Consider the following 23,025-nt stretch of genomic DNA (forward strand, 5'->3'; position numbering starts at 1 on the left):
CATTTCTGAGCTGCCTGTGCGGCAGCGAACAATAAGTGCGCGAAGGCATAGCGTTCTCCGGTTTTCTGAGCTGCCTGTGCGGCAGCGAACTCTGACCGGCAACCACAATCCCGGTACTGTCATTTCTGAGCTGCCTGTGCGGCAGCGAACTACTCTTTACCTGTTTGAGCGTTATAGGGCAGTTTCTGAGCTGCCTGTGCGGCAGCGAACTTTGCGGCCTGCTCTTTGGCCTCTTTCTCTGTTTCTGAGCTGCCTGTGCGGCAGCGAACAACTTTTTGCCTGCTACTTGCTGCAATGTTGATTTCTGAGCTGCCTGTGCGGCAGCGAACACGCTGATCGTCAGCACCTTGGCCGACCGCATTTTCTGAGCTGCCTGTGCGGCAGCGAACAAGAGCATAACGCCTTCAAATATTGATTTTTAATGAGCTTTCGACCAAAACTAGCGAACCACCTTTTTTCAAGGGGATTCGCTAAGTCCTTGTTTTTCAAGCCTTGCGATCACGGCATGAAAAAAGGGTCAAAACCAGGGGATGCTGGCGCCTTGGCTCAAGCCGTAGGTGTTGAAGCTGCCATCTACAGGCTGTGGCAGCAACGGTCCATGCTCAATGAACAAGGCAAAAATCTGCCCTGTGCTCAGGCTGCGCAGATTGGCAAAAGGCAGGTTGGGCTTGCGCTCCACATGCATTGGGATAGCCTGTGCTGCTTGCTCGGCCGTTTCCCCTTTGCGCTGCATACGACGGCGGCGCAGGCGCTCTACGCTGGTTTTGAACTGGCGACGCAGCACTTGCCTGTGGCTGGCTCCTGCAGGCACAGCCAGCACACTACCCAGCGCAATATGGTCACGCATGCCTTTGAGCCAGTTCAGCGCCTCCAGCGCTTGCAGTGCCTGTGGTGTGCCATGCAGACGCACGATAGAACCCAGCGTCCGCTTGGTGGCGAGAGCATCCACATGCAGCGGAAAGCTCACGCCAATATCGCCTTTGCCATGCTGCACCAGGGCGCGATGCAGTTTGGACAGCAGCGAGCCCATCAGATGTGCGTGGCTGAACTCTGGGTCTGGCAGGATGGTGATGTCGAGGTAATGCGTAGTCATGGTGGCACCACCGCTTAGCTTGCATCACCAAACACGCCACCACGAATCAGCACAGCCATCACAAAGTGCTGTTGCTCGACAGCAGGCATCTGGTCTTTGAGCAGCCAGTTGTCCAGCAAGGTGTAGAAGTCCATTTTCTGCTTGGGTTGGCGGTAAGCCTTGCCCTGGGTGGTGACGGAACCATAGGGTTCCACGGCGATCGGGCCCAGCTCGTCAGCACCTTCATACCAGGTGTCAATGGTGCGAATGGCATTGCCGATTTTTTGCGAGTGCATGGCAGCCATGCCATCCACGTGATAGAGCGTTTTGCTCTTTTTGCTGCTGCCCTTGTCCAGAATCAGTTCTTGCGAGGGAAAGACTTCCTGGCCTGCCCCTATGCGCACAAAGGCCGTGATTTGCAGCAGTACATGGCGCTTTCCAGCCAGCCCTTCGGCAATGACAGCACCCAGCGCCTGAACGTCACTATTAATAGCTGTCAGTGCACGCAGATTAAGAGCTAGAGCGTTAAAAGACCATGATTTTTCAACACTGCCGTTATGCAGCAATGCCACCTGTACCTCTACAGCTTCGGCGCCTTGACGGTTGCGCCACAGGAAACGGCCATTGGCCAGATTGGCTGCGTAGCGGTTGGCCAGTTCGGCAAAGCCGTGCTGATTCACATAGCCCTGTACGGTTTGCAGCAGTTTGGCCTGGTAGTCCGCGTTATTGCAGGCTGATGGCACGCCCGCACCGGCGAGCACGCGCAGGGTGAACTGCACTTTCAGCGTGTCCGCATCGGCAGGCAGCGCGGCCACATCCACGGTTTGCAGATTGGGGTTTTCAATGGCGGCATCCAGTTTGGCTGGGTCCTGGTCTTTGGCTTTAAGGCGGTTGCTGATGGTGCCTCGCACCGATTTTTCATTGATTTTGACTGGGGCCCAGCTGTCAGAAGCGGCACGCGCTTCCCAGCGGCCTGCACGGAAGATGGCATCAGAGGGGTCCAGCTTGCGCTCAAAAGCCAGGACGGATGCGGTTTTCAAAGTAGTCGACATGGTGAATTTCCTTGGGTGATAGGTTCAAAAAAATCAAGAAGCCATACAGAGAAGGTGCGGACAGCACGGTCTAGTCATCGACATAGTCGTCGTCCTCCTCGTCCCATTCATCGTCGGTTGGGCCATCGCTGGCAGTCATTACCAACCTCTGCGCGCTGTAGCCATTGCGGCAGCGGTACAAGCCGGTGGAGGCATCGGTATCGGCCCACCACAGCAGTTGTTGCACGTCCTCTAGGCGGTGTGGGCTGATCCACTCGCCCATGGAATACACCGACTCCACAAAGCGCACAGGCGTGTGCATGTCACGCGCATTGGCAACCGTGCCTGCCGCATGCTGTGGCGTGAGGGCGGCATAACCCACAGGAATAGGTACCAGCCAGCCACTACCTTTGCCGCGCTGCGGGTCTTGCCACTCCACTTTGCCGTCAGGCACTTGTGCGTCTGATACGGGCTGGTAGTTAAAGCGTGCGGCGTGCAACCAGGCGTCCAGCAGCGTGGCATCAGGCTGGCTCTGGCGCAGACAGGCCAGTCGATCTGCCAGCACATCGTCCCGCGCTACCAGCGCAAAGCCTGGCAACCATTGCCTGCGCCAGAAGCGAAAGTCTTTTTTCCTTTGCTCTGGGCTTTCAGCGATGACCGCCATCCATGGTCTGACTTTTTTGCCTGGTATAGGGCGGGAAGGCAGCAGCGTGCCACCCGCCACCCGCATTTGCGCAACGATGTCGCTGATTTGCGCTGCCCATTCTTTTTGTTGTTCGTCGCTATGCAAAGCACTGGCTGCGGTGCCCGGCTGCAGGGCCACGCCAAACACCAGCGACACCTGCAGGTGCATACGGTCCTCTTCCACAATGGCTGCAGTACTACCGTCTTTGTCGATCGGGTTGCGGCTCAGGCTAAAGGTGCGCACATAGCCTTGGCTGACCTGTTCCTGATGGTGGTGGCACACCACGCCCACACTGAGCAATTTCAGCGGGATGCACGCCTGTGCCAGCTTGCGCTGCAAGGCCCACATCAGGCCTGTAAACGCAGTGATGGAAGGAAAGCCATGCGTGAGTGCGCTGGAGATGGCATTGGCGTTTTGTACGCGCAGATGCGGCAGCGTCAAAATGGCTTGGGGTTGTGGCTGGCTCATGCGTAGGCTCCGTTCTTTTCAAGCCGATGGCGTAGCTCACGCAGTTGTGATTTGAAACCATCTTCATCTGCCAACAGTTCCTTGGCCCACACACGCGCCTCCACATCGCCAACGGGCAGACGGTTTTGCAACTGCTGGTTGAGCCAGCGGCCAAAGCGTTTGCCGATTTCCGCAGGCCAATCCATGCGCAACCACTCCTGCGCGAAATCATCTTGTTCGGCCAGCTCTGCACGCAGTGGGTCAAGCCATAGCTGCTCTTCGCGGCTCAGCTCACCAAAGCGTTGTGTCTCCAGGGTCCAACCTGCAGGCATGACCTGTTGCAACTCGCCAGCCAGGGCCACCAGCTCGTCCACCAAGGTATCGATGAGACTTTCGCGCTGTTCCCGTGTTTCCAGGTTGGGAGCGGGATCACTTTCCAGAAACTTGCGCAAGACCTTTAGCGTGCTACGCACCTCTGGGCGTGCGATGAATAGCTTGTCAAAGATGGAACTGGCTCCAACAGGCAAGCGTACGGCGCTGAGTTTCCACACCGGGGGCAGAGAGGACAGCAGATAGTTAACCCCACCCCGCTCGCTATTGAGCTGCGAAATATTTTGCGGCTTGGTGCCCCCCATCTTTTGCACGGCCAAGCCGGGGTAATCGTGAAACACCCCGTCATGGGCTTTGCGCTCGCGTCGCGCAAGCCGGGCTGCCTTGTTGGCTTCGCCAAAGCGGTGCTCTTGAATTTCGCCATACACGGCATGCGCCAGCGAGGTGGCATAGAGCAGTGCCAGCAGTTCGTATTGCGTGTCGTCGCTGGCATCGTCACCCACTAACCAATACAGCTGCTTGGCGCGCGTATGGCTGCTGGGACCACCTGTACGCGGCGCTGTAATGGAAATAAAGGCATCGCGCAGCACCCGTGCCTGCTGCATATCTTCGTGCAAGGCTTGCAGGGCCGAGGCATCGTTGACCAGCAAAGCTGCCAGCAAACTTTTGCCCCCCACTTGCAGCTTGAGCAATTTGTACACATCCAGTGCGGCAGCATTGCCCACCACATCACTGGCGAAGTCATGGCCCAACGCATAGCTACCCAGCTCTTGCAGCGGCGCTAGCTGTGCGGGCTCCACATAGATATTGGTGCCACGTGCATCTGGGTGAATAGGCTTGAGAGAGTGGGTGACGGCCTGGATTTGCTGAACACGGCGGGCCGCATCTTCCAGCCATATTGCAGGCTCATGCTGCGCGATCAGCTCTTGCCTTTTGGGATCATCAGGATTGAGCTTTTCCAGCTTTGCTTGCAACCGCAATTGAATAAACCCACGTACCGCAGCATGGAAACTGTCATGAATCGGTACCTTTTCCGTCTCTGCCATTGGCTCTCCTCCTTGGCTTGGTTGTAGTGACTTACCTGCTTTCTGCTTTACTAAAACCTAACACCGGATGCCAACACCAGCCTTGCTGCGTATCAGGCAGGCTGACCGTGGCATAGCGCTTGGCACATTGCTCCAGCGTCAGGTCCTGGGCCAGATCGCGCAAGGCATCCATTAAGTTCAGCTGCATCCACGGCTGGACGCTGAGCGTAGGTGTGGGGCGTAGCTGGGTGTCTGGCACAGCGTGCACCATGCTGTCTTGGACGCGGACATACAGCGATTCCCTATGGAGCGGGCTATCGTCCACGCGGTGCAGCAGCAGTTTTTCTTCATCCTCATCCGGCAAAAACACGACATCCACGCGACGCTGTGGGTCTTCGCGAAAGCGCTGGTATTGGGGGAGAACGCCTGTCAAGGTGACGCTGTAAGGCACAGCATCCGGCACGGCATGCCAGCAGGCATATGCTGCGCGTTGCAAAGCCGTGGTGGTACTGCTTTCAGGGTCTCGCGGCAGCATGGCATCGCGCATGCGGGCATGCTCCAGGTCCACCCAGTTGCGGCGGGGCTTGAGGTCTTTTTCTGTGCGAGCAATACGTGGGCGGGCATCGACTGGCCATGCGTCTTGCGCCCATTCTTTCAGCTGGCGTGAAAGCAGCTTTTGCAAGCTGTGAGCATCAAAACTAAAGCTGCGTGATGCGTCACTGCCCCCGTCGTCATGCCGGTCCATTTCAAAACCGGGCTTGCAAAATGCGGCCTGATGGCTGCCGTGGCGCTCAAAGTGCTTCAAGTTGCTGTCCAGCAGCGCCACATTGACACCACCCACTGCCGCACTGCGGTGTCTACGCACACGGCCTGCCAGCTGGATGAGCGAGCGCATGGACGAAGGCTCTACCACCGCCCAGTCGTAATCATGGTCACGGCCCACTTCAGTGACTGGGGAGCCAAGCACGATAAACAGCTGGTGCTGCTCGGGGTGGCTGTCGATCAATGCACGGATGCTGGGGTGCTGCAAGGCGGGGTCAGCGCCGTGGTCTGCGCCTCTGCGGTTGAGTATGGTGTCCAAGTGCTGCTCAATCAGCGAACGTGCCAGCAGTGGAAACTGCGAGTGATACACACACAGGTGGATACGCACATTGGGCGCGGGTGCACCTTGCGCATACATGGCCAGCGCCACGGCATACAGCGGATCAATATTGGCCATACGGATAAGGCCAAAACTCACCTGCTTGCCACTGCTGGGGTCAACACTATGGTTCTGAGCGTCTTGGTGCAGCTTCCATGCGGACTCCAAGGCAAATTGGGCAAATGCTGTGCGGCGCACGTTTTTTTCCATGCCGTACCACTGCGCAGGCAACGGCACGATACGCGCTTGGCGCCGAATATCGGCTTTGGTCAGCTGGGCCACACGTTTTTGCACAAACTTGGTGTGTGCATCAGCAAATTGCTTCTGGTCTGCACACACCACAGCGGTCTGCTGAAACTCATCCACCCACAGGCAGCACACATTGACAGCTTCATGTGGGCGCTCGCTGCGGTGCTGTTGAAACACGGCCCGCCCTGCGCAATAGGCCAGAAACAACCCTTGCACCAAAGCCGGTGGCAAGGTGGCCGATGATAGCAATACACGACAGCCCAGCAGCCCCGCCCAGTGCACCAACCGTGTCAGCGCAGGCAGATCGGCCATGTCAAAGTCGTCCGGCTCGTCCAGCACCAGGTCACTGGTCAGCAGGCGCAGCATGGGGGCAATCTGCCGCCCGCCGCGCAGGCTTTCTGTCGCAGGTATGAGGTGATCCACGGTGCAGACCAGCAGCGGCGCAGCAATCAGGCGTCGGGCATTGGCATCATCGGTCAGGCGCTCCAGCAGGGGATGGCGGTCATCGCCCTCATACAGCACTTGCCCGCCTTCATCGAGCAGCGCCTGGCTGGAGGCCGAGCCGGTGGCCTCTGCCTGCTGTTCCCAGTACTCGAACAGCTCACGGCTGGCTGCACCGCCGACCTGGATGGCCAGTTGCTCGTCACTCAGACCCAGATCGCGCTGAAAGCTGCGCCCGGTCTGCATGGTCAGCGTGCGCAGGCCAATGGCAAACGCGCAGCGCATGCCCAGTGCCGGATCGGCCAGTGCGTTCATGATGCGCGCATTGCCCAGCGTCTTGCCGCAGCCCGTCGAGGCCATATTGACAATGAATGCACCCTGGCTTGCGGCTGATAGACGCACACTGGCTGCCAAATCTGCCGCTTTGTCCTGCCACTGAAACCTTGTGTTCTGGTTGCGCTTTTTGAGCCCTTTGTGGTTTTGCAGTGCGGGCAGGCTGCGCGCCAGGCTGGGCAGCGCATGGGTGATGGTGCAGGCATGGGCCTGCACGCCCAGCAGGTGTTCATCGAGGGTTTGATTAAAAATTGGCTTGTAGGCCTTATCTATCAAGCGCTCGTAGCTATGACTTTTAGCCGTATTGGCAAACAGTGGGTAGTCTTTGTTGCGGTAAGGCTTGCGCCGCGCCTCATCCGTGATGCTGGAGTAATGGTGATCCGCCAGCATGAGACACATGCGGCTAAGGTGCATGGTGAAGGGATCATGCAAAACAGGCTGCGTCCCGTAGTGCAGCGCTAATGCTTGCAGCTTGCGGGCATAACGCGCAGCCTGTTTGCGCCATGCCAGTTGTGACACTGGTAAGCCGTGCGGAAAACGCCAGTACTGCGCACGTGCTGCCTGGGTCACGGTTTCGCGTGGCTCGTTCCAATCCGCATCGACCTGCGCCAGCAGGTCTTGCAATTGTGCGTTAGCCACGTTCGCCGGCTTGGAGCCAAATGGTCTGAAGATGCGCCGCTCTGCATCGTGCTCGGCATCGTTTACGTCATTACCTTGCCGGTTGGGCAAACACGGCAATCGGTGGTGCGTCAGCACCAGCCACGCCACGGCTTGTGCCAAAGGTGGCAGACTAGCAAAGGGGTTGGCAGCTCGTTTCTGAGCTGCCGTCCAGCGTGCATCTGTGATGCCATCACAATGCAGACCTTGCAGCCATTGCGCCTCGAATGACTGCGCGTCCTGCTCATCTTCTGCACAGGCTGCCAGTCGTTGCAGCCAACCCGCATCGTCCTCACCGCCAACAAAGGCTTGCAACAAGCGCACTGACACCCATTCGTGGCGATAGTGGCTGCGCTCTCGCATGTTGGGCTTGCGCAGACGGTCTTGAAACGCTTGGGTGGCTTTACCCAGGTCATGCAGCAAAGCTGCCAGCGCAGACAGCGCAGTGATCAAGGGAAGGTGATGCCAAGTGGTTTCATCCGCTCTGCGCAAAATATCGTGGCTGGAGGTATTGGTGGGGACAGCTCCTTCCGCATTGAACTGACGGCCATCGCCCACCACCCATAGCAGCTCACTGTGGTCACGGCCTCGAATCCAGTGGCAGGCCACGGCGGTGTTTTTACGGGCAGTCTGCCGCAGAAGCTTGCGCACAGTATCCAGCCCCGCCTGGGTGATAGAGGTTTGCCAGGTACGCTCACCTCGTCGCTCTGCAAACTGATCCAGGATGCGGCGCGTTTCGGTCAGGGCTCGCTTGGTGCATTGCGAGACAAACAACACATTCATGGCTGCGACTCCTGCACAGCCTTGGCCTGCACTAGACGCCCCATCTGCAAGGCGATGGCTTTGAGGCTGTCGATCATGAAGTCCAGCGATTCCGAGCGGGTCAGCCCCTCGATGCAGCTGCGGCGAAACTGCTGTTCATCGTCGCCACACATGGCAGAGATAAAGGCCTGCGGCAAGATAGTGGCGTCTTTGACTAGGTCTGCAGCATCAAACACCAGCCCGCCGCGCCTTGTCTTGCCATGCAGCACAGCCAGTCCATGCGGCAAACCGAGCACCCATGTCGCAGTGGCACCCAACCCATAAGCCAGATAGTTGCCGTGATCTAGAAAGCAGTTGGCTGGGTCGGTGCCTGTGCCTCGTTTGGCGCGTATAAATTCCCCGTAGCCCACAGTATCTGCAGCCAGTTTGAACAAGGCTTTGCTCAGGCGGGCTTCGTCAGTCAGCAAGCTCATCACATCGGGAGCACGCTGAATCAGTGGCTGAAACTGCTCGACCAGGGCTTGCAGGCGATGGCCATCTACCGCAAAGCCTGCATCACAAAGTGCCCGTGTCTGCCATTGCTGGAGGATGCGCTGCAGGCGCAAGGTTTGCAGTTGCCGTGCAGCTTGCAGCCGCAATGCATCGTCAAACCAGAACCGTACCCAAGCCTGCAAATATTCCGTGGGGCGGTATTCGCTCTGCGGCTGAAACCAGGCCACTTCCACATCCACCTCGTTGGCGCTGAAGAGCGGTGTGCCGCCACCTCCACAAAAACCAACCAAGACCCCTGCCTTGCTCAGCTCACGCATGGCGGCCTGGGTAATAGAGGTGCCAGTGCCCAGCAAGATGCTGGTGGTGTTGGCGATGGGGATATTCCAGTAGAGACTTCTTTTGCCTGCATCCGTCACATATTCCACACGACCGCCGTTGACCAGCACACGGCAGTGTTCAAGCAAGTAAATGTTTGCTCGTTTGGAATGAATGATGGTTTTGAGATCACTATTGTGGATTTCTTGCACGACAGACTCACCAGCGAAGTTGCCACCCGGGCACTCACAGGCCACCTTGCAGCCGCTGACCTTCAAACGCTGTGTGCGACTGCTAGGGTATGGTAGCTGTATGAAACTGCCTGGATATTAAGCATGATGGCGCACATCGTCACATTTTGTATCCCAATGCAAAACGCCTACCCACCAACTTACAACTCGCTCACCCATAAAAATTAGCAGCCAATAGCGACACTTACCATCTTTTCAAGAGCTTTTAGCGAAAAATTTTCTTCGAAAAAAGTGCTTGAAATGCCCTGCGAGGTACACATCTGGGAAGCATGACAGCGCGGATAGCGCCACACAGACAAAGGAGTTTTCACATGTTTCTCGCAACCCCCATCATCCGTCACGTATCCCGTCCTGACGCTGCCCTGCAGCGCTTCATGCAGGCTGCCACCAATGCAGCGGTACAGCAGCTCAATGGTGACTTCAGCTTCTCCAGCAATGAGGAAGCCACCATCCTGTCCGTAGACGTGCCCGGGCTGCGCCGCGATCAGCTGCAGCTGCGTCTGGAGGACAACATGGTGTATCTGCAAAGCGTGGAAGATGCTCCCCGCCAGGTGCGCCGCAGCTGGGAGTTGCCCCACGAGATTGATGTGGCGGCCTCCAGCGCCAAGCTGGACCTGGGCGTGCTGACGCTGACCCTGGCGCGCAAGAAGCCCGTGGACAAGGCGGTGACGCTGAACATCGAGTAATGCCGCCGCGCAGCTTTTGATAGGCAGGCCGCCAGCCCTCTGGCGGCTTTTTGCTGCTTGTCTGTGATAGCCAGCTGTGTTTGAATCCGCGCCATGCTCTGGCACGTTAAAAAGGAATCACACATGGTCTGGAAGGCCCCCTCCTCCCTGCTGCGCTGGGCAGGCTTGCTGCTCACTGCGCTGTTCATCCAAGGCTGCGCCAACACCACCAGCGGTGGTGCGATTGGCCTGAACCGCAGCCAGTTGCTGATCGTCTCGAGCGACACCGTCAATGCCCAGGCAGCCAAAGGTTTTCAGCAGCTGACGGCCGATGCACGCAGCAAGCAAAAGCTCAACAACGATGCTGCCCTGACGCAGCGCGTGCGCAATATCGGCAAGGATCTGATTGCGCAGGTCGGCGTCTTCCGCCCCGATGCGCTGAAGTGGGACTGGGAAATCAATGTGTTTGACTCTGACGAGATCAATGCTTTCTGCGCCCCGGGCGGAAAGATTGGCGTCTACACCGGCATCGTGCGCAAGCTCAAGCTCACAGACGATGAGCTGGCCGCCGTCATGGGGCACGAGATTGCCCACGCGCTGCGCGAACATTCCCGCGAACAGGTATCCCAGAAGGCGCTGACTGGGCTGGTGACCAGCGCCATTTCCGCGGCCACCGGTGTGCCCGGTGAGCTGATGGATGCCAGCTCCAGCATGCTGATTCACCTGCCCAATTCGCGCTCCATGGAACTGGAGTCCGACGTGATTGGTCTGGAGCTGATGGCCCGCGCAGGCTATGACCCGCGCAATGCCTCTTCGCTGTGGAAGAAAATGCTGCAGGCCAGTGGCGGCAGCAATGGCCCCGCCTTTCTGAGCACCCACCCGGCAGGTCAAGAGCGCATCCGGGAACTGGAAGCCCATGTACCCAAGGTGCTTCCCCTGTATGAAGCAGCGCGCGCGCAAAGGCGCCGCTGACCATCAGCAGCCCGGTGCCACTGGCTCCGGGCTTTTTTGTTGTCCTATGGAGACCTGCGCCGTGCGCCCAGCCATTTATGTTTTTGCCTCCAGCGCCCTGCTGCTCAGCGCCTGTGCATCAGGCGGCAACCCATCACCTGCGCAGACACCGGCGGCACCCCAGCCCGTCAAGATTGCCAACCCGGCTTCGGTGTTCTGCATCCAGCAAGGTGGCAAGCTGCGTATGGAAAAGACACCGCAAGGCGAGCGCATGCTGTGCATCCTGCCCGATGGGCGTGAAGTGGATGAGTGGGACTTCTTTCGCCAGCACCACCCTGCGCCCAAGCCTTGAAACCGCTGACACAATCAAATTAATAGCTTTCAGCGCTTGTGTTTATTGATTTTCAGAATGGAATACCTCTGAAAACCAGTATTTCCAAGCGCTAACCGCTTCATTTTTCAAAGCAGCATTAGCCTGCGGCCTCAGGTTGGCGGGCCCGGTTCCAGCTCAGCCAGTCGCTGGCATCAATTGTGGGCCGATGGGCTGCGCCCTCAGCCTGCGCTTCATAGACCAGTACCTGCAGGCGCTGCACACCACCTGCCAGCAGCTGTACATCGGTCGTTACCAGGCGCTTGATGTATTCACCGGTATCCATGGGCCATACGCCTTCATAGGCATCCAGCACACGCTCCAGCACCGGGTCCAGCGGATAGACCTCGGCCAGCACTGGCTGCTGGCCCTGCAGCTGCAGCCCCGGATACCAGCCAAAGTCATACAACGTACCTTGCAGGATGGTGTGTCCGGCCATGGCAATGCCGGGCCGCAGGCTGGCAATGTCATTGGTCGCGCCTGCACGCAAGGTGCCATACACCGCCACGTAACTGGCGCCGCAGGGCCGCCACGCTGCCGCCAGCTTCGAAGCAAGTGCAGAAGGTATGGACATGGTCATGATGCTGTCAAACGAGGAAACAGCGTACCTGAAGCACGAATCACACCAGTGAGCGCACGCTCCAATGTCTTTCCAGACACAGGGTTTTGGTGCAGTTTCCCGGCGCACACGCACGCGGCCATGCTTGGCTACACTGCCTGCTATGCCTTCCTGGACCTCTCGCCTGCTTGTCTGCTGCGCCCTGCTCTTTGTGGGCTGGTGCGGCGTTTTTGCCATTGCCATGATCAGCCAGCTGGCCGATGCTGCGGACCGCCTGCACGCAGGCGCTGGCATCGGGCTGTTCTGGGTGCTGCTGGCCCTGCTGGTGGCCACGGTGCTGCTGCCCAGCATCTGGCTGCTGCGCCTGCCAGCGGCGCTGCGCTATCCCGGCGAGGGCGATCTGGCTGCGGCACAGGAGTACCAGCAACGCCTGCGCGCCCACCTGGCCCGGTTGCCGCGCCTGTCTGGCGTGGCACTGGATTCTGAAGAGGCCGTGCACCAGGCGCTGCAGCTGCTGCGTGCGGATGCAGAAGCGCAGACCCGCCGCACAGCAGCCAGCGTGCTGGTCAGTACCGCCTTGCTGCAAAACGGCAAGCTTGATGCGCTGGTGGTGCTGTGCAGCCAGGTGCAGCTGGTATGGCGCATTGCGCGCATTTATGGGCTGCGCCCCTCGCTGCGGCAGATCAGCTATCTGTACGGCAATGTGGGCGCATGCATGCTGATTGCCAGCAGCCTGGAAGATGTGGACTTTGCAGAGCTGACCGCACCCATCGTGCAGTCCGCCACGCCAGCGGCGCTGGGCAGCATTCCCGGCCTGGGCACCATGGGCAATCTGCTGACCAACAGCCTGGCCAGCGGCGCAGCCAATGCGTTTCTGACGCTGCGCGTTGGCCTGATTGCCGATGCCTACTGCGCCCCCGAGCACACGCCACAGCGCGCACAGATTCGCCAGAGCAGCACACGCCGTGCGGCGCAGCTGCTGGGCGCTATCGTCAAGGAATCGGGCTCGCAGGTGACGCAGGCCGTCTATGGCCGCATCAAGCAGGGCGTGCTGAGCACGGCGCAGGCTGCGGCAGACAGCGTCAAGAACGCGGCCTCGCAGGTACGCAGCTCTACCACCTCCGGTCTGCAGCGCCTGCGCGGCAAGGAAGATGGGCAGGACGCCTAGACGCCAGCACTGCTGCGTTTATTTGTCTTTTTTGTTTTCCACCGGATTGGCCAGCATCCAGTTGGACGGATAGGCACGCATGAATTCACGCGCTTTTTCCTGGCGCGCGGTGAGCCATGCGTCATACGTGCCTTCCCCCAGAATGGCGGGCATGCGGCGCTCTGCCCCTTGCGGGCCATAGCGGCGCATCAGCGCATGGCTGTTGGCGTTGATGGTCAGCACGGCATAGCTCATCAGTTCAGCCCCGGTTTCGGGGTCTACCCAGCGGTCCCACACCCCGGCAACACCCATGGGCTGCCCATCCACACGTGCAATGCGCGTGGGAATGGCTTTGCCGGTGCGCATGTCATCCACATAGAAAGCCTGCATGGGAATGATGCAGCGCTGCCCGGCCAGCCAGGCCTCACGGAAGGCCTGCGCCGTGCTCACGGTTTCATTGAGCGCCACCAGCAGCTTGGGGGCACGCAGCTTGGCATCCTTGGCAGATTTGACCCAGCTGGGCACAAAGCCCCATTGCGCGGGCACCCACTCGCGCGCTACACGCACCGTTTTTTTGCTGCTGCCTGCCGTGGCATCACTGGCGGGCACTTCTGCTGCTGCAGGCTCTGGCAGCACATGGCCACGGATAAAGCCCGACATGCGCCGCGCGCGCATCAGGGGCTCTGCGGGCAGTTCTGCAGGAGCAACTTTGAAAAAGTCGTTCCACGTATCCAGCGTGGCCAGGTTTTCGTATTGAGTGGTCATGCCGCTTTCCTATAAAAAATCCCCGCACCCAGAAGGTCACGGGGATCTTGGCTCAGTGCCGTCCGCACATCTGCGGTGTCAGCACGGATTGACTTGGCTTACTTGCGCTGCCACACAGCGGCAAAGAAACCATCGGTTTCATGCGCATGGGGCCACAGGCGTACATATTGCGTACCGGTTTCGCCACCGGCGCACAGAGCGGCGGCGTTTTCCACCTTGAGCTTGTCCAGCACTTCACCCGCATCCAGCGGCACAAAGTCAAAGTGCGCTTTCTGGAAGGCTTCGGCAATCAGTTCATTTTCTTCAGGCAGCACGGAGCAGGTGGCATAGACCAGACGGCCGCCAGACTTCACCATGCGCGCGGCGCTGGTCAGGATGGACAGCTGCTTTTCCGTCAGCTCGGCCACGGCTTTTTCGTCCTGACGCCACTTCAGGTCAGGGTTTCGGCGCAGGGTACCCAGGCCGGAGCAAGGCGCATCGACCAGCACGCGGTCAATCTTGCCTGCCAGGCGCTTGACGCGCTCATCACGCTCGTGTGCCAGCGCTGCGGGGTGCACGTTCGACAGGCCGCTGCGTGCCAGGCGGGGCTTGAGCGCTTCCAGGCGGTGAGCGGACACGTCAAACGCATACAGGCGGCCGGTGTTGCGCATCTGGGCCCCAATGGCCAGCGTCTTGCCACCGGCACCGGCGCAAAAGTCCACGACCATCTCACCGCGCTTGGCGTCCAGCAGCAGGGCCAGCAGCTGCGAGCCTTCGTCCTGCACTTCAATGCGGCCTTCCTTGAAGGCTTCAAGCTTGGTCAACGCAGGCTTGTCCTGCACACGCAGACCCCAGGGGGAGAAAGGCGTGGCTTCGGCCTTGATGCCTTCCTTAGCCAGTTCTTTTTGCACGGCGTCGCGCTTGGCGTTCAGCGCGTTCACGCGCAGGTCCAGCGGCGCGGGCTCGAGCATGCTGGCGGCCAGTGCGTCGAACTGATCGCCCACCTGGGCCTGCAGCTTGTCGGCCATCCACTGGGGCAGGTTGTGGCGATGCTGGGGGAGCAGCTCTTCGGGCTTGACCGCGTCGCAGTCCTTGAGCCACTTGGCTTCCTGATCGCTCAGCGCAGCCTGCAAAAAGTTGCGGGGCGCGTGAAAGCCCAGAATGGCCAGACGGCGCTCCTTGGGGCCGGAGCCGGAGCGGGCCAGTGCTTCAAACAGGGTTTTCTTGCGCAGCACCGTATAGACGGTCTCCGCCAGCGTGGCACGTTCGCGGGGGCCAAGGTTACGGTGGTCGCGGAAATAGCGAGACACCACGGCGTCTGCCGGGTGCTGGAATTGGAGGGTCAGCTTGACCAGTTCGGCGCAAGCGTCGAGAAGGGCTTTGGGATGCATAGCCCCTATTGTCCCACTGCTGCCAAATCCCGGTACGGCGCTGGATGCTGCACCTCTCTTATAAACATAGCTGCCAGCGCTTGTATTTGCTTGTTTTTGAATGGTTTTCTATGTAAAACCCTTTTTACACAAGCGCTAGAAGCTATTAATTTGAAAGCACTCTATGTCTGACGCCCATTTGCCGCCCCTGATCGTCACCCCGCCCGGCCTGTACCGCCACTACAAAGGCAATCTGTACCAGGTGATGGACACCGTGCGCCACAGCGAAACACTGGAGCCCATGACGCTGTACCGCGCCCTGTACGGCGAGCGAGGCCTGTGGGTGCGCCCAGCCGCCATGTTCAATGAAACCGTGGTGATTGACGGTGTAGAACAGCCCCGCTTTGCGCGCTGCGCCGACAGTGACGCAGCTACAGCTTGATACCATGCCAGCCACGGCTGCCCGCTTGGCAGCTGGTTTGCCCATCTTCTGACTGAACAGGATTTCTTATGCTGCGCCCCACGCTTGTGCTTGCCCTGCCCCTGACGCTGCTGCTGGCAGCCTGCACTGCCCACGAAAAACAGGTGATCAAGGAGCTGGAAGACATGCCAGGCATCACCTGCACCACCAATGCCAAGGACCAGACGCACTGTGGGCCGGACAGCCTGTCCGTCACGGCTGACCCGCAGTAACAGCTTGCGGCATGGCACTTGCTTGACTGCCCGCATGTACCTGCCACCCCACTTTGCCGCCAGCCATACCGATGCTCTTGCACTGATACGCCAGTACCCGCTGGGTGCGCTGGTGCATCTGCACAGCGGCGGGCTGGATGCCAACCACATTCCCTGGGAACTGGAAATGCCCGAAGGCGGCCCCGCACGCCTGATCGGCCATGTGGCACGTGCCAATCCGCTGTGCACCCAGCTGCACGATGGCGCGGCGGTGCTGGTGATCTTTCAGGCAGAGCAGGCCTATGTCTCACCCAACTGGTATCCGAGCAAACACACTACGCATCGGCAGGTGCCCACCTGGAACTACCGCGTGGTGCATGTGCACGGCACGGTGTGCCTGCACGATGACCGCAAGTGGGTGCTCGGCGCCGTTGGCAAGCTCACGCGCACGCACGAAGCTCACGCCCAGTCTGCCCTGCCCCAGGCTGCAGGCCCGTGGAAGATCAAGGATGCACCGCCGGATTATCTGGACGCCATGCTGGCCCACATCGTCGGCATCGAGGTCGTGATCGAGCGCATCGAGGCCAAGTTCAAGCTCAGCCAGAACCGCAGCGCCGAAGACCGCAGCAGTGCAGCCGAGACCGTCAGCGCTGCTGGCACGCCCCTGCTGGGCGATGCCATGCGCCCGGATTAAGACCGCCTCAGTGCTTTTCCAGCCACGCGGCAATGGCGCGTGCATAAATGATGTGCTCCTGCGTGAGCACGCGTGCGGCCAGCGTATCGGCCGTATCGTCCGGCAGCACAGGCACCACAGCCTGGTCCAGAATCGGGCCGACGTCCAGCTCCGCCGTCACCTCATGCACGGTGCAGCCCGCAAACTTGCAGCCCGCCTCAATCGCACGCTGGTGGGTATGCAGGCCAGTGAATGCAGGCAACAGCGAAGGGTGAATATTCACCATGCGGCCTGCGTAATGCTGCACAAAGCCGGAGGTGAGAATGCGCATGAAACCGGCCAGCACCACCAGTGCGGGCTCGTAGCGGTCAATGACCTCGGCCAGCTGGGCGTCGAAGGCCTCACGGCTGTCGAACTGCTTGTGGTCCAGCACTTCGGTGGCAATGCCATGTTCCTTGGCAAACACCAGCCCCTTGGCATCAGCCTTGTTGCTGATCACAGCGGCCACACGGGCACCATAGCGCTGCTGCCAGTTTTCCTGCTGGGCTGTTTTCACAATGGCTGCCATGTTCGAGCCGCCGCCTGAGATCAAAATCACGATGTTTTTCATTGCCCCGCGATTATCCCTGCCATGACCATTGACCTCCACAAACACCCGCTGTCCCCGACCGAAGCACGCGTGCTTGCCACGCTCATGGAAAAAGCCCGTACCGTGCCGGACAGCTACCCCATGACACTCAACAGTCTGGCCAGCGGCTGCAACCAGAAGACCAGCCGCGACCCGGTGATGAGCCTCAGTGAGGCCGAGATCCTCAGCGCGCTGGACAGCCTGCGCGAGCGCTCCCTTGTGATGGAAGTGAGCGGTCAACGTGCCATGCGCTGGGAGCACAACTTTGAGCGCGTCTTTGGCGTGCCCAGCCAGGCCAGCGCCCTGCTGGGCCTGCTGATGCTGCGCGGCCCGCAGACGGCGGCTGAGCTGCGCACCAATGCCGAGCGCTGGCACAAATTTGCCGACACCGGCTCGGTGGAAGCCTTTCTGGACGAGCTGCAATCGCGCAGCGAAGAAAAAGGTGGCCCGCTGGTGCAGCTGCTGCCCAAGGCACCGGGCGCACGCGAGGCACGCTGGGCGCAACTGCTGTGCGGTGCGCCTTCCGTACCTGCTGTGGCAGCCAGCGCCCCGGCCAATGCCGATCAGGACGCACGCATGGCCGAGCTGGAAGCCCGCGTGCAGGCACTGGAAGCCCAGGTGCAGCAGCTGCTGGATGCCATGAACAACTGACGCACATCAGGCACCTAGGCGACAGTTGCTCCGCATTCCCCCTGTGGCGTATCAGGCCGCAGGGGCGCAAGCTCTCAGAGGCAGCCGGATATCAGCGCCGGCACGCCATCAAGAGGAGCAACGCATGGATTTGGCATTTACGCCCGAAGAACAGGCCTTCCGCGAAGAAGTACGCGCCTGGATCAATGCCCATCTGGACCAGACACTGGCGCACAAGGTGCGCAGTGGCCTGCGCCTGAGCCGCGAAGACCTGCAAGGCTGGGCCAAGACCCTGGGCAAACAAGGCTGGCTGGCCCATGGCTGGCCCAAGGAGTTTGGCGGCCCCGGCTGGAATGCGGTGCAAAAGCACCTGTTTGCCGAAGAACTGGCCAAAGCCGGTGCCCCTGGCATCGTGCCCTTTGGCCCGGTGATGGTGGCCCCCGTCATCATGGCCTATGGCACGCCCGAGCAGCAGCAACGCTTTCTGCCCGGCATTGCCAGCGGTGAAGTCTGGTGGAGCCAGGGCTATTCCGAGCCCGGCTCCGGCTCGGACCTGGCCAGCCTCAAGACCCGCGCCGAGCGCCAGGGCGACCACTACATCGTCAACGGCCAGAAAACCTGGACCACGCTCGGTCAGTACGGCGACTGGATCTTCTGCCTGGTGCGCACCAGCACCGAAGGCAAGCCGCAGACCGGCATCAGCTTTTTGCTGATTGACATGCAAAGCCCCGGTGTGACCGTGCGCCCCATCAAGCTGCTGGATGGCGAGCACGAGGTCAACGAGGTGTTTTTTGACAACGTCAAAGTACCTGCCGACCAGCTCATTGGCGAAGAAAACAAGGGCTGGACCTACGCCAAGCACCTGCTGGCCCACGAGCGCACCAATATTGCCGACGTCAACCGCAGCAAGCGCGAGCTGGAGCATCTCAAGCGCATTGCCAAGCAGGAAGGCGTGTGGGAGGACAGCCGCTTCCGTGACCAGATTGCCCTGCTGGAAGTGGACATCATTGCGCTGGAAATGCTGGTGCTGCGCGTGCTCTCGGCCGAGAAAAGCGGCAAGAACCCGCTGGACATTGCAGGCCTGCTCAAGATCAAGGGCAGCGAAATCCAGCAGCGCTACACCGAACTCATGATGCTGGCCGCAGGCCCCTACAGCCTGCCCTTGATCGAGGAAGCGCTCTACCCCGGCTGGCAGGGCGATTTCCCCGGTGGCATCGTCGGCAATGCGCCGCTGGCGGGGGCCTACTTCAACTTCCGCAAGACCACGATTTACGGTGGCTCCAACGAAGTGCAACGCAACATCGTCGCGCAGACGCTGCTGGGCTGAGAAGGAGATACAGCAATGGATTTCGATTTTTCCGATGACCAGCAGCAGCTGCGCGAAGCCGCACGCCGCTGGGTAGAAAAAGCCTATACCTTTGAACACCGCCGCGCTGCCGTACAGGCGGGGGGCTTTCAGCGCGAGAGCTGGAACGCCCTGGCCGAACTGGGCCTGACCGCACTGAACGTGCCGGAAGCCCATGGCGGCATGGGCATGGGCGCCGTAGAAGCCATGGTGGTCATGGAGGAAATGGGCCGTGGCATGGTGCTGGAGCCGCTGGCGCAAAGTTTTCTGGCCGCACGCGTCATCAGCCAGTTCGGCAGCGAAGCCGTCCAGGCCGCATGGCTGCCGCGTATTGCCAGTGGCGAAGCGCTGGCCGTGCTCGCACATCAGGAGCGCCGAGCGCGCTACAGACTGGACATTTGTGAGTCTAAAGCCTCTCAAACGCCCGATGGTTATGCACTGACCGCTCAGAAAAGCATAGTACCTGCGGGCGATCAGGCCGATGCCTATCTCGTTCCCGCACAGCTGGATGGCCAGATCGCCCTGTTCCTGGTCGAGCGCAGCGCGCCCGGTGTCAGCGCCCGTGGCTATGGCACACAGGACGGCAGCCGCGCCGCTGAGGTGGAAACCGATGGCAGCCCCGCCACGCTGATCACCACCGAAGGGCTGGCGGCGCTGGAGCTGGCGGTGGATGTGGGCAGCGCCGCCGTCTGCGCCGAGGCCGTGGGCGTGATGGAAGAAGTGCTGCGCATCACGGCCGACTACCTCAACCAGCGCAAGCAGTTTGGCGTGCCAATTGCCAGCTTCCAGGCCCTGCGCCACCGTCTGGCCGACATGAAAATGCAGCTGGAGCTGGCCCGTTCCATGAGCTACTACGCCAGCCTGATGCTGGAGACCCCTGCCGAGCAGCGCCGCCGTGCCATGGCCCGTGCCCGTGTGCAGCTGGGCCAGTCGATGCGCTATGTGGGCCAGCAGGCCGTGCAGCTGCATGGCGGTATTGGGGTGACGGACGAGTACATCGTCAGCCACCAGTTCAAAAAGCTCACGCAACTGGAAATGACCTACGGCGACACCCTGCACCACCTCGGCGAAGTGTCTGCCCGCATGCTGGAGACTGCAGGCGTAGGCGAAGCCTGAGCAGCCACAGCACGTACCAGCGCACAGAACGCAGAAAGCACAAAGGCCACCTCGCGGTGGCCTTTGTTTTAGGGTGCACCCCATGCTGGGCGCGGCTCAGGTCAGACGGCTGTCTACCGGCTGCATGGGCGGAGAAATGTCTGTGTCGCCCAGCAGGTGCAAGGCATTGCGCTCCATGGTGCGGCACATGGCGTCCAGCGGCAGGTCGTTGTTGTCCGTGCCAAAAGGCTCTTCCAGCTCGTCACCCAGCGCATCCAGCCCAAAGAAGGTATAGGCCACGATGCCGACCACAAACGGGGTCATAAAGCCGGTCACATCCACCAGGCCAAAGGGCAGCAGGAAACAGTACAGATGCGCCGTGCGGTGCAGCAGCAAGGTGTAGGAAAACGGAATGGGCGTGTAGCGCAGGCGCTCGCAGGAGGCGGCAGCAAAGGTGATGAAAGTCAACGTCTCATCCATCTTGTTGTAGCTGATGGAGTCAATCTGGCCGTCACGTACGCACTGCGCCAGGTCGTTGGCATTGGCCTGGATGATGGCGTCCCCCCGGTAATCCATGGGCAGGTTGCGCACCTTGTCCCAGTCGTCCCGGGTCAGCCAGCGCTCCACAGCGCGGTCGTCCATGTGGTGGCGCAGCTGGGCACGCAGCGCATGGGCATGGGCCAGTGCGCGGTGGATCACGCGCACGCGCACATCACCTTCGCGGTTGTTGGGGTCAAGCGGCTGGTCCAGCCGAATCAGGCTCAGGCACTGGCGCGCCAGCACGCGCACGCGGATGTTGATGTCACCCCAGAGCTTGCGCCCTTCCCAATAGCGGTCATAGGCGGTGTTGTTGCGAAAGCCCAGAAAAATGGCCAGCGGCAGACCAATCAGCGAAAAGGGAATGGTGGTGACGGTGATCTTGATATCGAAGAGATAACCGTGAGCCAGCGTGACCAGCACGGCCAGCAGGATGTTCAGGCTCAGTTTCCAGCGGATGCGCTGTAGCACAGACCCTCTCAGAATGAGAAACAGGGTCAGCCCAGAAGGGCGCTCGTGCACGATCATGGTGTAGCTTGGCGGAAGAAAACCGGCGATTTCACCATGCGCCCTACCCCATTTCAGGCATTACTGAAATTTTCAAACTCGGGCGCATGGTCTTTGTCAAGCACCAGGTCCTGCGCCAGACGCGATGTCTTGGGCACGTGCATGCGCAGGAACTCCATCTGGTCAGCAAGAATGCGGCGATTGCGCAGGATGAAGTCTTCCCAGATGCTGGGAACGTAAGGCGCATACAGCAGCGGCATGCGTGCCTGCTCAGGGGTGCGGGGACCTTTGCGGTGGTTGCAGGAGCGGCAGGCCGTGACCAGATTCATCCAGGACGTCTGCCCCTTCTGGCACAGCGGAATGATGTGCTCGCGCGTGAGCTCGTCTGCATGAAACACCTTGCCGCAGTAAGCGCAGACATTGCGGTCACGCGCAAACAGCTTGGTATTGCTCAGACCCGGCTCCATCTCGTGCGGGTTGATGCGTGGCACGCCGCGTGTGCCAATGATGCTGTGCACCTCGATGCTGGACTGCAGGCCAGTGCGCGCGTTGTGCCCCCCGCGAAATACGGCGATGGTGGAACCCATGGTCCAGCGAACATCGTCCGCAGCGTAGTGCAGCACCGCTTCTTCCAGGGTGATCCAGGACTGTGGCAAACCGTGGGCGGACAGCTTCAAGACTCTCACGTTCAGGCCTCCTTGCACAAGCAGAGGATGGCTGCACCTCAGACCAGAGCCGGGCTTGGCGCGCCATGCATCTGCATCACAATATACTTGCTTTCGGTGACAAACTGCCACCACGATTTATTTCTGTGGGCTTTCAAGCTATAAAAACCAAAGCAATCAAATGAAGATTTTTCGCGGATTCAAACACCCGGGGCTAGCACCAAATTGCGCGGTCACCATCGGCAACTTTGATGGCGTGCACCGAGGCCATCAGGCCATGCTGGCCCTGCTGGCGGGTGAAGCCGCACAGCGCGGCATTCCCACCTGCGTGCTGACCTTTGAGCCCCACCCCCGCGACTACTTCGCCGAGAAATTCAAAAAACCCGAACTGGCCCCTGCACGCGTGGGCACGCTGCGCGACAAGCTCTCCCAGCTGGAGTTCTGCGGCGTAGACCAGGTCGTGGTGCTGCCTTTCAACGACATCCTGGCCAGCCAGTCGCCCGAAGCCTTTATCCAGGAAGTGCTGGTCGAAGGCCTGGGCGCGCAATATGTACTAGTGGGCGATGACTTCCGCTTTGGTGCCAAGCGCGCAGGCGACTACGCCATGCTGGACGCCGCCGGACAGCGCCTGGGCTTTGATGTGGCCCGCATGAACAGCTATGAGGTGCATGGCGAGCGCGTGTCCAGCACCACCGTGCGTGCCGCACTGGCAGATGGCAATATGGAATTGGCCGCACAGATGCTGGGCCACCCCTACACCATCTCCGGCCACGTGGTCCATGGCCGCAAGCTGGGTCGCCAGCTGGCCGAGACTACCCCAGGCGCCTTGGACGGCTTTCGCACCTTGAATCTGCGCTTTAACCACTGGAAGCCTGCCGCCCAGGGCATTTTTGCCGTGCTGGTGCATGGCCTTGCCGATGCCCCCCTGCGCGGCGTGGCCAATCTGGGCGTGCGCCCTTCCCTGGACCCCAATGACGTGAACGGCGGCCGCGTGCTGCTGGAGACGCATTGTCTGGATTGGCCATCCGAGCTGGGTAGCGAAGGTGCCTACGGTAAAATCATCCGCGTGGAACTTTTGCACAAACTGCACGACGAGCTGAAATACGACAGTCTGGAAGCCCTGACCCAGGGCATCGCCAAGGACTGCGATGACGCACGCGCGTTCTTCGCCACGTACACAGAAACCCGTCGCCAGACCACGCGCGACCGAATTTGACGCTCGCCTTCGTCAGCTCG

23 protein-coding genes and 1 CRISPR repeat array (1 of these 24 running past the window's edge) are annotated in these 23,025 nt (G+C 60.3%); of the genes, 11 read left to right on the plus strand and 12 right to left on the minus strand.

Annotation, left to right across the window (positions count from 1 at the left end; genetic code table 11):
• A CRISPR array of direct repeats spans nt 1-389; the repeat unit is 28 nt; unit sequence TTTCTGAGCTGCCTGTGCGGCAGCGAAC (it extends 2,760 nt beyond the left edge of the window).
• Between the two features lie 128 nt (nt 390-517).
• The 6 genes from cas6f to cas1f all read right to left on the minus strand — a co-directional run bounded on the left by cas6f (nt 518) and on the right by cas1f (nt 9,192).
• Entirely contained in the window at nt 518-1,093 is a 576-nt protein-coding gene (gene cas6f, locus F7P80_RS01275; RefSeq protein ID WP_151042207.1) for a type I-F CRISPR-associated endoribonuclease Cas6/Csy4, read from the minus strand.
• Nucleotides 1,094-1,107: 14 nt separating this feature from the next.
• On the minus strand, nt 1,108-2,124 hold the full coding sequence (csy3, locus tag F7P80_RS01280; protein WP_151042209.1) for a type I-F CRISPR-associated protein Csy3: 1,017 nt from the start codon (nt 2,122-2,124) through the stop codon (nt 1,108-1,110).
• A 70-nt stretch (nt 2,125-2,194) separates the two neighbouring features.
• Complete coding sequence (gene csy2, locus F7P80_RS01285) at nt 2,195-3,256, minus strand: type I-F CRISPR-associated protein Csy2 (protein ID WP_151042211.1); 1,062 nt, start codon at nt 3,254-3,256, stop codon at nt 2,195-2,197.
• Nucleotides 3,253-4,611: a type I-F CRISPR-associated protein Csy1 gene (gene csy1 / locus F7P80_RS01290; RefSeq protein WP_151042213.1), complete on the minus strand. Its 1,359-nt coding sequence runs from the start codon at nt 4,609-4,611 to the stop codon at nt 3,253-3,255. The genes csy2 and csy1 overlap by 4 nt, the downstream gene beginning before the upstream one ends.
• A 31-nt stretch (nt 4,612-4,642) precedes the next feature.
• Nucleotides 4,643-8,194: a type I-F CRISPR-associated helicase Cas3f gene (cas3f, locus tag F7P80_RS01295; RefSeq protein WP_151042214.1), complete on the minus strand. Its 3,552-nt coding sequence runs from the start codon at nt 8,192-8,194 to the stop codon at nt 4,643-4,645.
• The gene (cas1f, locus tag F7P80_RS01300) at nt 8,191-9,192 is read right to left on the minus strand and encodes a type I-F CRISPR-associated endonuclease Cas1f (RefSeq protein ID WP_151042216.1); all 1,002 of its coding nucleotides are present in this window, start codon (nt 9,190-9,192) and stop codon (nt 8,191-8,193) included. The genes cas3f and cas1f overlap by 4 nt, the downstream gene beginning before the upstream one ends.
• A gap of 350 nt (nt 9,193-9,542) precedes the next feature.
• Here cas1f and F7P80_RS01305 point away from each other — a divergent pair, with 350 nt between their 5' ends.
• From F7P80_RS01305 to F7P80_RS01315, 3 genes are all read left to right on the plus strand, one after another.
• Nucleotides 9,543-9,917, plus strand: coding sequence for an Hsp20/alpha crystallin family protein (locus tag F7P80_RS01305; protein WP_054065112.1), 375 nt, complete (start codon nt 9,543-9,545; stop codon nt 9,915-9,917).
• Nucleotides 9,918-10,040: 123 nt separating this feature from the next.
• Nucleotides 10,041-10,868 (plus strand): M48 family metallopeptidase, encoded by an 828-nt coding sequence (locus F7P80_RS01310; RefSeq protein ID WP_054065126.1) that lies wholly within the window; start codon nt 10,041-10,043, stop codon nt 10,866-10,868.
• Between the two features lie 61 nt (nt 10,869-10,929).
• A complete protein-coding gene (locus F7P80_RS01315) occupies nt 10,930-11,199 on the plus strand; it encodes a putative hemolysin (RefSeq protein WP_249041345.1) in 270 nt (89 codons plus the stop codon).
• Between the two features lie 118 nt (nt 11,200-11,317).
• Here the strand turns inward: F7P80_RS01315 and F7P80_RS01320 are convergent, their stop codons facing one another.
• A complete protein-coding gene (locus F7P80_RS01320) occupies nt 11,318-11,791 on the minus strand; it encodes a gamma-glutamylcyclotransferase family protein (RefSeq protein ID WP_151042220.1) in 474 nt (157 codons plus the stop codon).
• Between the two features lie 148 nt (nt 11,792-11,939).
• Here F7P80_RS01320 and F7P80_RS01325 point away from each other — a divergent pair, with 148 nt between their 5' ends.
• Nucleotides 11,940-12,944 (plus strand): DUF697 domain-containing protein, encoded by a 1,005-nt coding sequence (locus F7P80_RS01325; protein ID WP_166669871.1) that lies wholly within the window; start codon nt 11,940-11,942, stop codon nt 12,942-12,944.
• A gap of 18 nt (nt 12,945-12,962) precedes the next feature.
• Here the strand turns inward: F7P80_RS01325 and F7P80_RS01330 are convergent, their stop codons facing one another.
• Nucleotides 12,963-13,688: an SOS response-associated peptidase gene (locus F7P80_RS01330; RefSeq protein WP_151042222.1), complete on the minus strand. Its 726-nt coding sequence runs from the start codon at nt 13,686-13,688 to the stop codon at nt 12,963-12,965.
• A gap of 98 nt (nt 13,689-13,786) precedes the next feature.
• Entirely contained in the window at nt 13,787-15,058 is a 1,272-nt protein-coding gene (locus tag F7P80_RS01335) for an RsmB/NOP family class I SAM-dependent RNA methyltransferase (protein WP_054065108.1), read from the minus strand.
• 163 nt (nt 15,059-15,221) lie between these two features.
• Here F7P80_RS01335 and F7P80_RS01340 point away from each other — a divergent pair, with 163 nt between their 5' ends.
• The 3 genes from F7P80_RS01340 to F7P80_RS01350 all read left to right on the plus strand — a co-directional run bounded on the left by F7P80_RS01340 (nt 15,222) and on the right by F7P80_RS01350 (nt 16,403).
• Complete coding sequence (locus F7P80_RS01340) at nt 15,222-15,479, plus strand: DUF1653 domain-containing protein (RefSeq protein WP_054065107.1); 258 nt, start codon at nt 15,222-15,224, stop codon at nt 15,477-15,479.
• 68 nt (nt 15,480-15,547) lie between these two features.
• Entirely contained in the window at nt 15,548-15,730 is a 183-nt protein-coding gene (locus F7P80_RS01345) for a hypothetical protein (RefSeq protein ID WP_151042224.1), read from the plus strand.
• A gap of 34 nt (nt 15,731-15,764) precedes the next feature.
• A complete protein-coding gene (locus F7P80_RS01350; RefSeq protein WP_151042226.1) occupies nt 15,765-16,403 on the plus strand; it encodes an FMN-binding negative transcriptional regulator in 639 nt (212 codons plus the stop codon).
• A 7-nt stretch (nt 16,404-16,410) separates the two neighbouring features.
• Here F7P80_RS01350 and purN read toward each other — a convergent pair whose 3' ends face one another.
• The gene (gene purN / locus F7P80_RS01355) at nt 16,411-16,992 is read right to left on the minus strand and encodes a phosphoribosylglycinamide formyltransferase (RefSeq protein ID WP_151042228.1); all 582 of its coding nucleotides are present in this window, start codon (nt 16,990-16,992) and stop codon (nt 16,411-16,413) included.
• A 21-nt stretch (nt 16,993-17,013) separates the two neighbouring features.
• On the opposite strand from purN, the gene F7P80_RS01360 reads away from it, so the two are divergent.
• From F7P80_RS01360 to F7P80_RS01370, 3 genes are all read left to right on the plus strand, one after another.
• Nucleotides 17,014-17,661, plus strand: a complete 648-nt coding sequence (locus tag F7P80_RS01360) for a YceH family protein (RefSeq protein WP_054065103.1) — start codon at nt 17,014-17,016, stop codon at nt 17,659-17,661.
• A 124-nt stretch (nt 17,662-17,785) separates the two neighbouring features.
• Nucleotides 17,786-18,967: an acyl-CoA dehydrogenase family protein gene (locus tag F7P80_RS01365; protein ID WP_151042230.1), complete on the plus strand. Its 1,182-nt coding sequence runs from the start codon at nt 17,786-17,788 to the stop codon at nt 18,965-18,967.
• Nucleotides 18,968-18,982: 15 nt separating this feature from the next.
• Complete coding sequence (locus F7P80_RS01370; protein WP_151042232.1) at nt 18,983-20,101, plus strand: acyl-CoA dehydrogenase family protein; 1,119 nt, start codon at nt 18,983-18,985, stop codon at nt 20,099-20,101.
• A gap of 96 nt (nt 20,102-20,197) precedes the next feature.
• Here F7P80_RS01370 and F7P80_RS01375 read toward each other — a convergent pair whose 3' ends face one another.
• Complete coding sequence (locus tag F7P80_RS01375) at nt 20,198-21,145, minus strand: bestrophin family protein (protein WP_054065100.1); 948 nt, start codon at nt 21,143-21,145, stop codon at nt 20,198-20,200.
• A 53-nt stretch (nt 21,146-21,198) separates the two neighbouring features.
• Complete coding sequence (locus F7P80_RS01380) at nt 21,199-21,810, minus strand: HNH endonuclease (protein WP_054065099.1); 612 nt, start codon at nt 21,808-21,810, stop codon at nt 21,199-21,201.
• A gap of 160 nt (nt 21,811-21,970) precedes the next feature.
• Here F7P80_RS01380 and F7P80_RS01385 point away from each other — a divergent pair, with 160 nt between their 5' ends.
• Nucleotides 21,971-23,005 carry a bifunctional riboflavin kinase/FAD synthetase gene (locus F7P80_RS01385; protein ID WP_054065098.1) on the plus strand — a complete coding sequence of 345 codons (1,035 nt, stop codon included), beginning with the start codon at nt 21,971-21,973 and terminating at the stop codon, nt 23,003-23,005.
• The last annotated feature ends 20 nt before the right edge of the window (nt 23,006-23,025 follow it).

Origin of the sequence: Comamonas kerstersii (assembly GCF_008801935.1) — a bacterium.
Classification (GTDB): Bacteria; Pseudomonadota; Gammaproteobacteria; order Burkholderiales; family Burkholderiaceae_C; genus Comamonas; species Comamonas kerstersii.

Coding starts and splice junctions, on each gene's coding strand:
- cas6f (WP_151042207.1), bottom strand. CDS start 1,093: ATGACTACGCATTACCTCGACATCACCATCCTGCCAGACCCAGAGTTC.
- csy3 (WP_151042209.1), bottom strand. CDS start 2,124: ATGTCGACTACTTTGAAAACCGCATCCGTCCTGGCTTTTGAGCGCAAG.
- csy2 (WP_151042211.1), bottom strand. CDS start 3,256: ATGAGCCAGCCACAACCCCAAGCCATTTTGACGCTGCCGCATCTGCGC.
- csy1 (WP_151042213.1), bottom strand. CDS start 4,611: ATGGCAGAGACGGAAAAGGTACCGATTCATGACAGTTTCCATGCTGCG.
- cas3f (WP_151042214.1), bottom strand. CDS start 8,194: ATGAATGTGTTGTTTGTCTCGCAATGCACCAAGCGAGCCCTGACCGAA.
- F7P80_RS01305 (WP_054065112.1), top strand. CDS start 9,543: ATGTTTCTCGCAACCCCCATCATCCGTCACGTATCCCGTCCTGACGCT.
- F7P80_RS01310 (WP_054065126.1), top strand. CDS start 10,041: ATGGTCTGGAAGGCCCCCTCCTCCCTGCTGCGCTGGGCAGGCTTGCTG.
- F7P80_RS01320 (WP_151042220.1), bottom strand. CDS start 11,791: ATGTCCATACCTTCTGCACTTGCTTCGAAGCTGGCGGCAGCGTGGCGG.
- F7P80_RS01325 (WP_166669871.1), top strand. CDS start 11,940: ATGCCTTCCTGGACCTCTCGCCTGCTTGTCTGCTGCGCCCTGCTCTTT.
- F7P80_RS01330 (WP_151042222.1), bottom strand. CDS start 13,688: ATGACCACTCAATACGAAAACCTGGCCACGCTGGATACGTGGAACGAC.
- F7P80_RS01335 (WP_054065108.1), bottom strand. CDS start 15,058: ATGCATCCCAAAGCCCTTCTCGACGCTTGCGCCGAACTGGTCAAGCTG.
- F7P80_RS01340 (WP_054065107.1), top strand. CDS start 15,222: ATGTCTGACGCCCATTTGCCGCCCCTGATCGTCACCCCGCCCGGCCTG.
- F7P80_RS01345 (WP_151042224.1), top strand. CDS start 15,548: ATGCTGCGCCCCACGCTTGTGCTTGCCCTGCCCCTGACGCTGCTGCTG.
- F7P80_RS01350 (WP_151042226.1), top strand. CDS start 15,765: ATGTACCTGCCACCCCACTTTGCCGCCAGCCATACCGATGCTCTTGCA.
- purN (WP_151042228.1), bottom strand. CDS start 16,992: ATGAAAAACATCGTGATTTTGATCTCAGGCGGCGGCTCGAACATGGCA.
- F7P80_RS01360 (WP_054065103.1), top strand. CDS start 17,014: ATGACCATTGACCTCCACAAACACCCGCTGTCCCCGACCGAAGCACGC.
- F7P80_RS01365 (WP_151042230.1), top strand. CDS start 17,786: ATGGATTTGGCATTTACGCCCGAAGAACAGGCCTTCCGCGAAGAAGTA.
- F7P80_RS01370 (WP_151042232.1), top strand. CDS start 18,983: ATGGATTTCGATTTTTCCGATGACCAGCAGCAGCTGCGCGAAGCCGCA.
- F7P80_RS01375 (WP_054065100.1), bottom strand. CDS start 21,145: ATGATCGTGCACGAGCGCCCTTCTGGGCTGACCCTGTTTCTCATTCTG.
- F7P80_RS01385 (WP_054065098.1), top strand. CDS start 21,971: ATGAAGATTTTTCGCGGATTCAAACACCCGGGGCTAGCACCAAATTGC.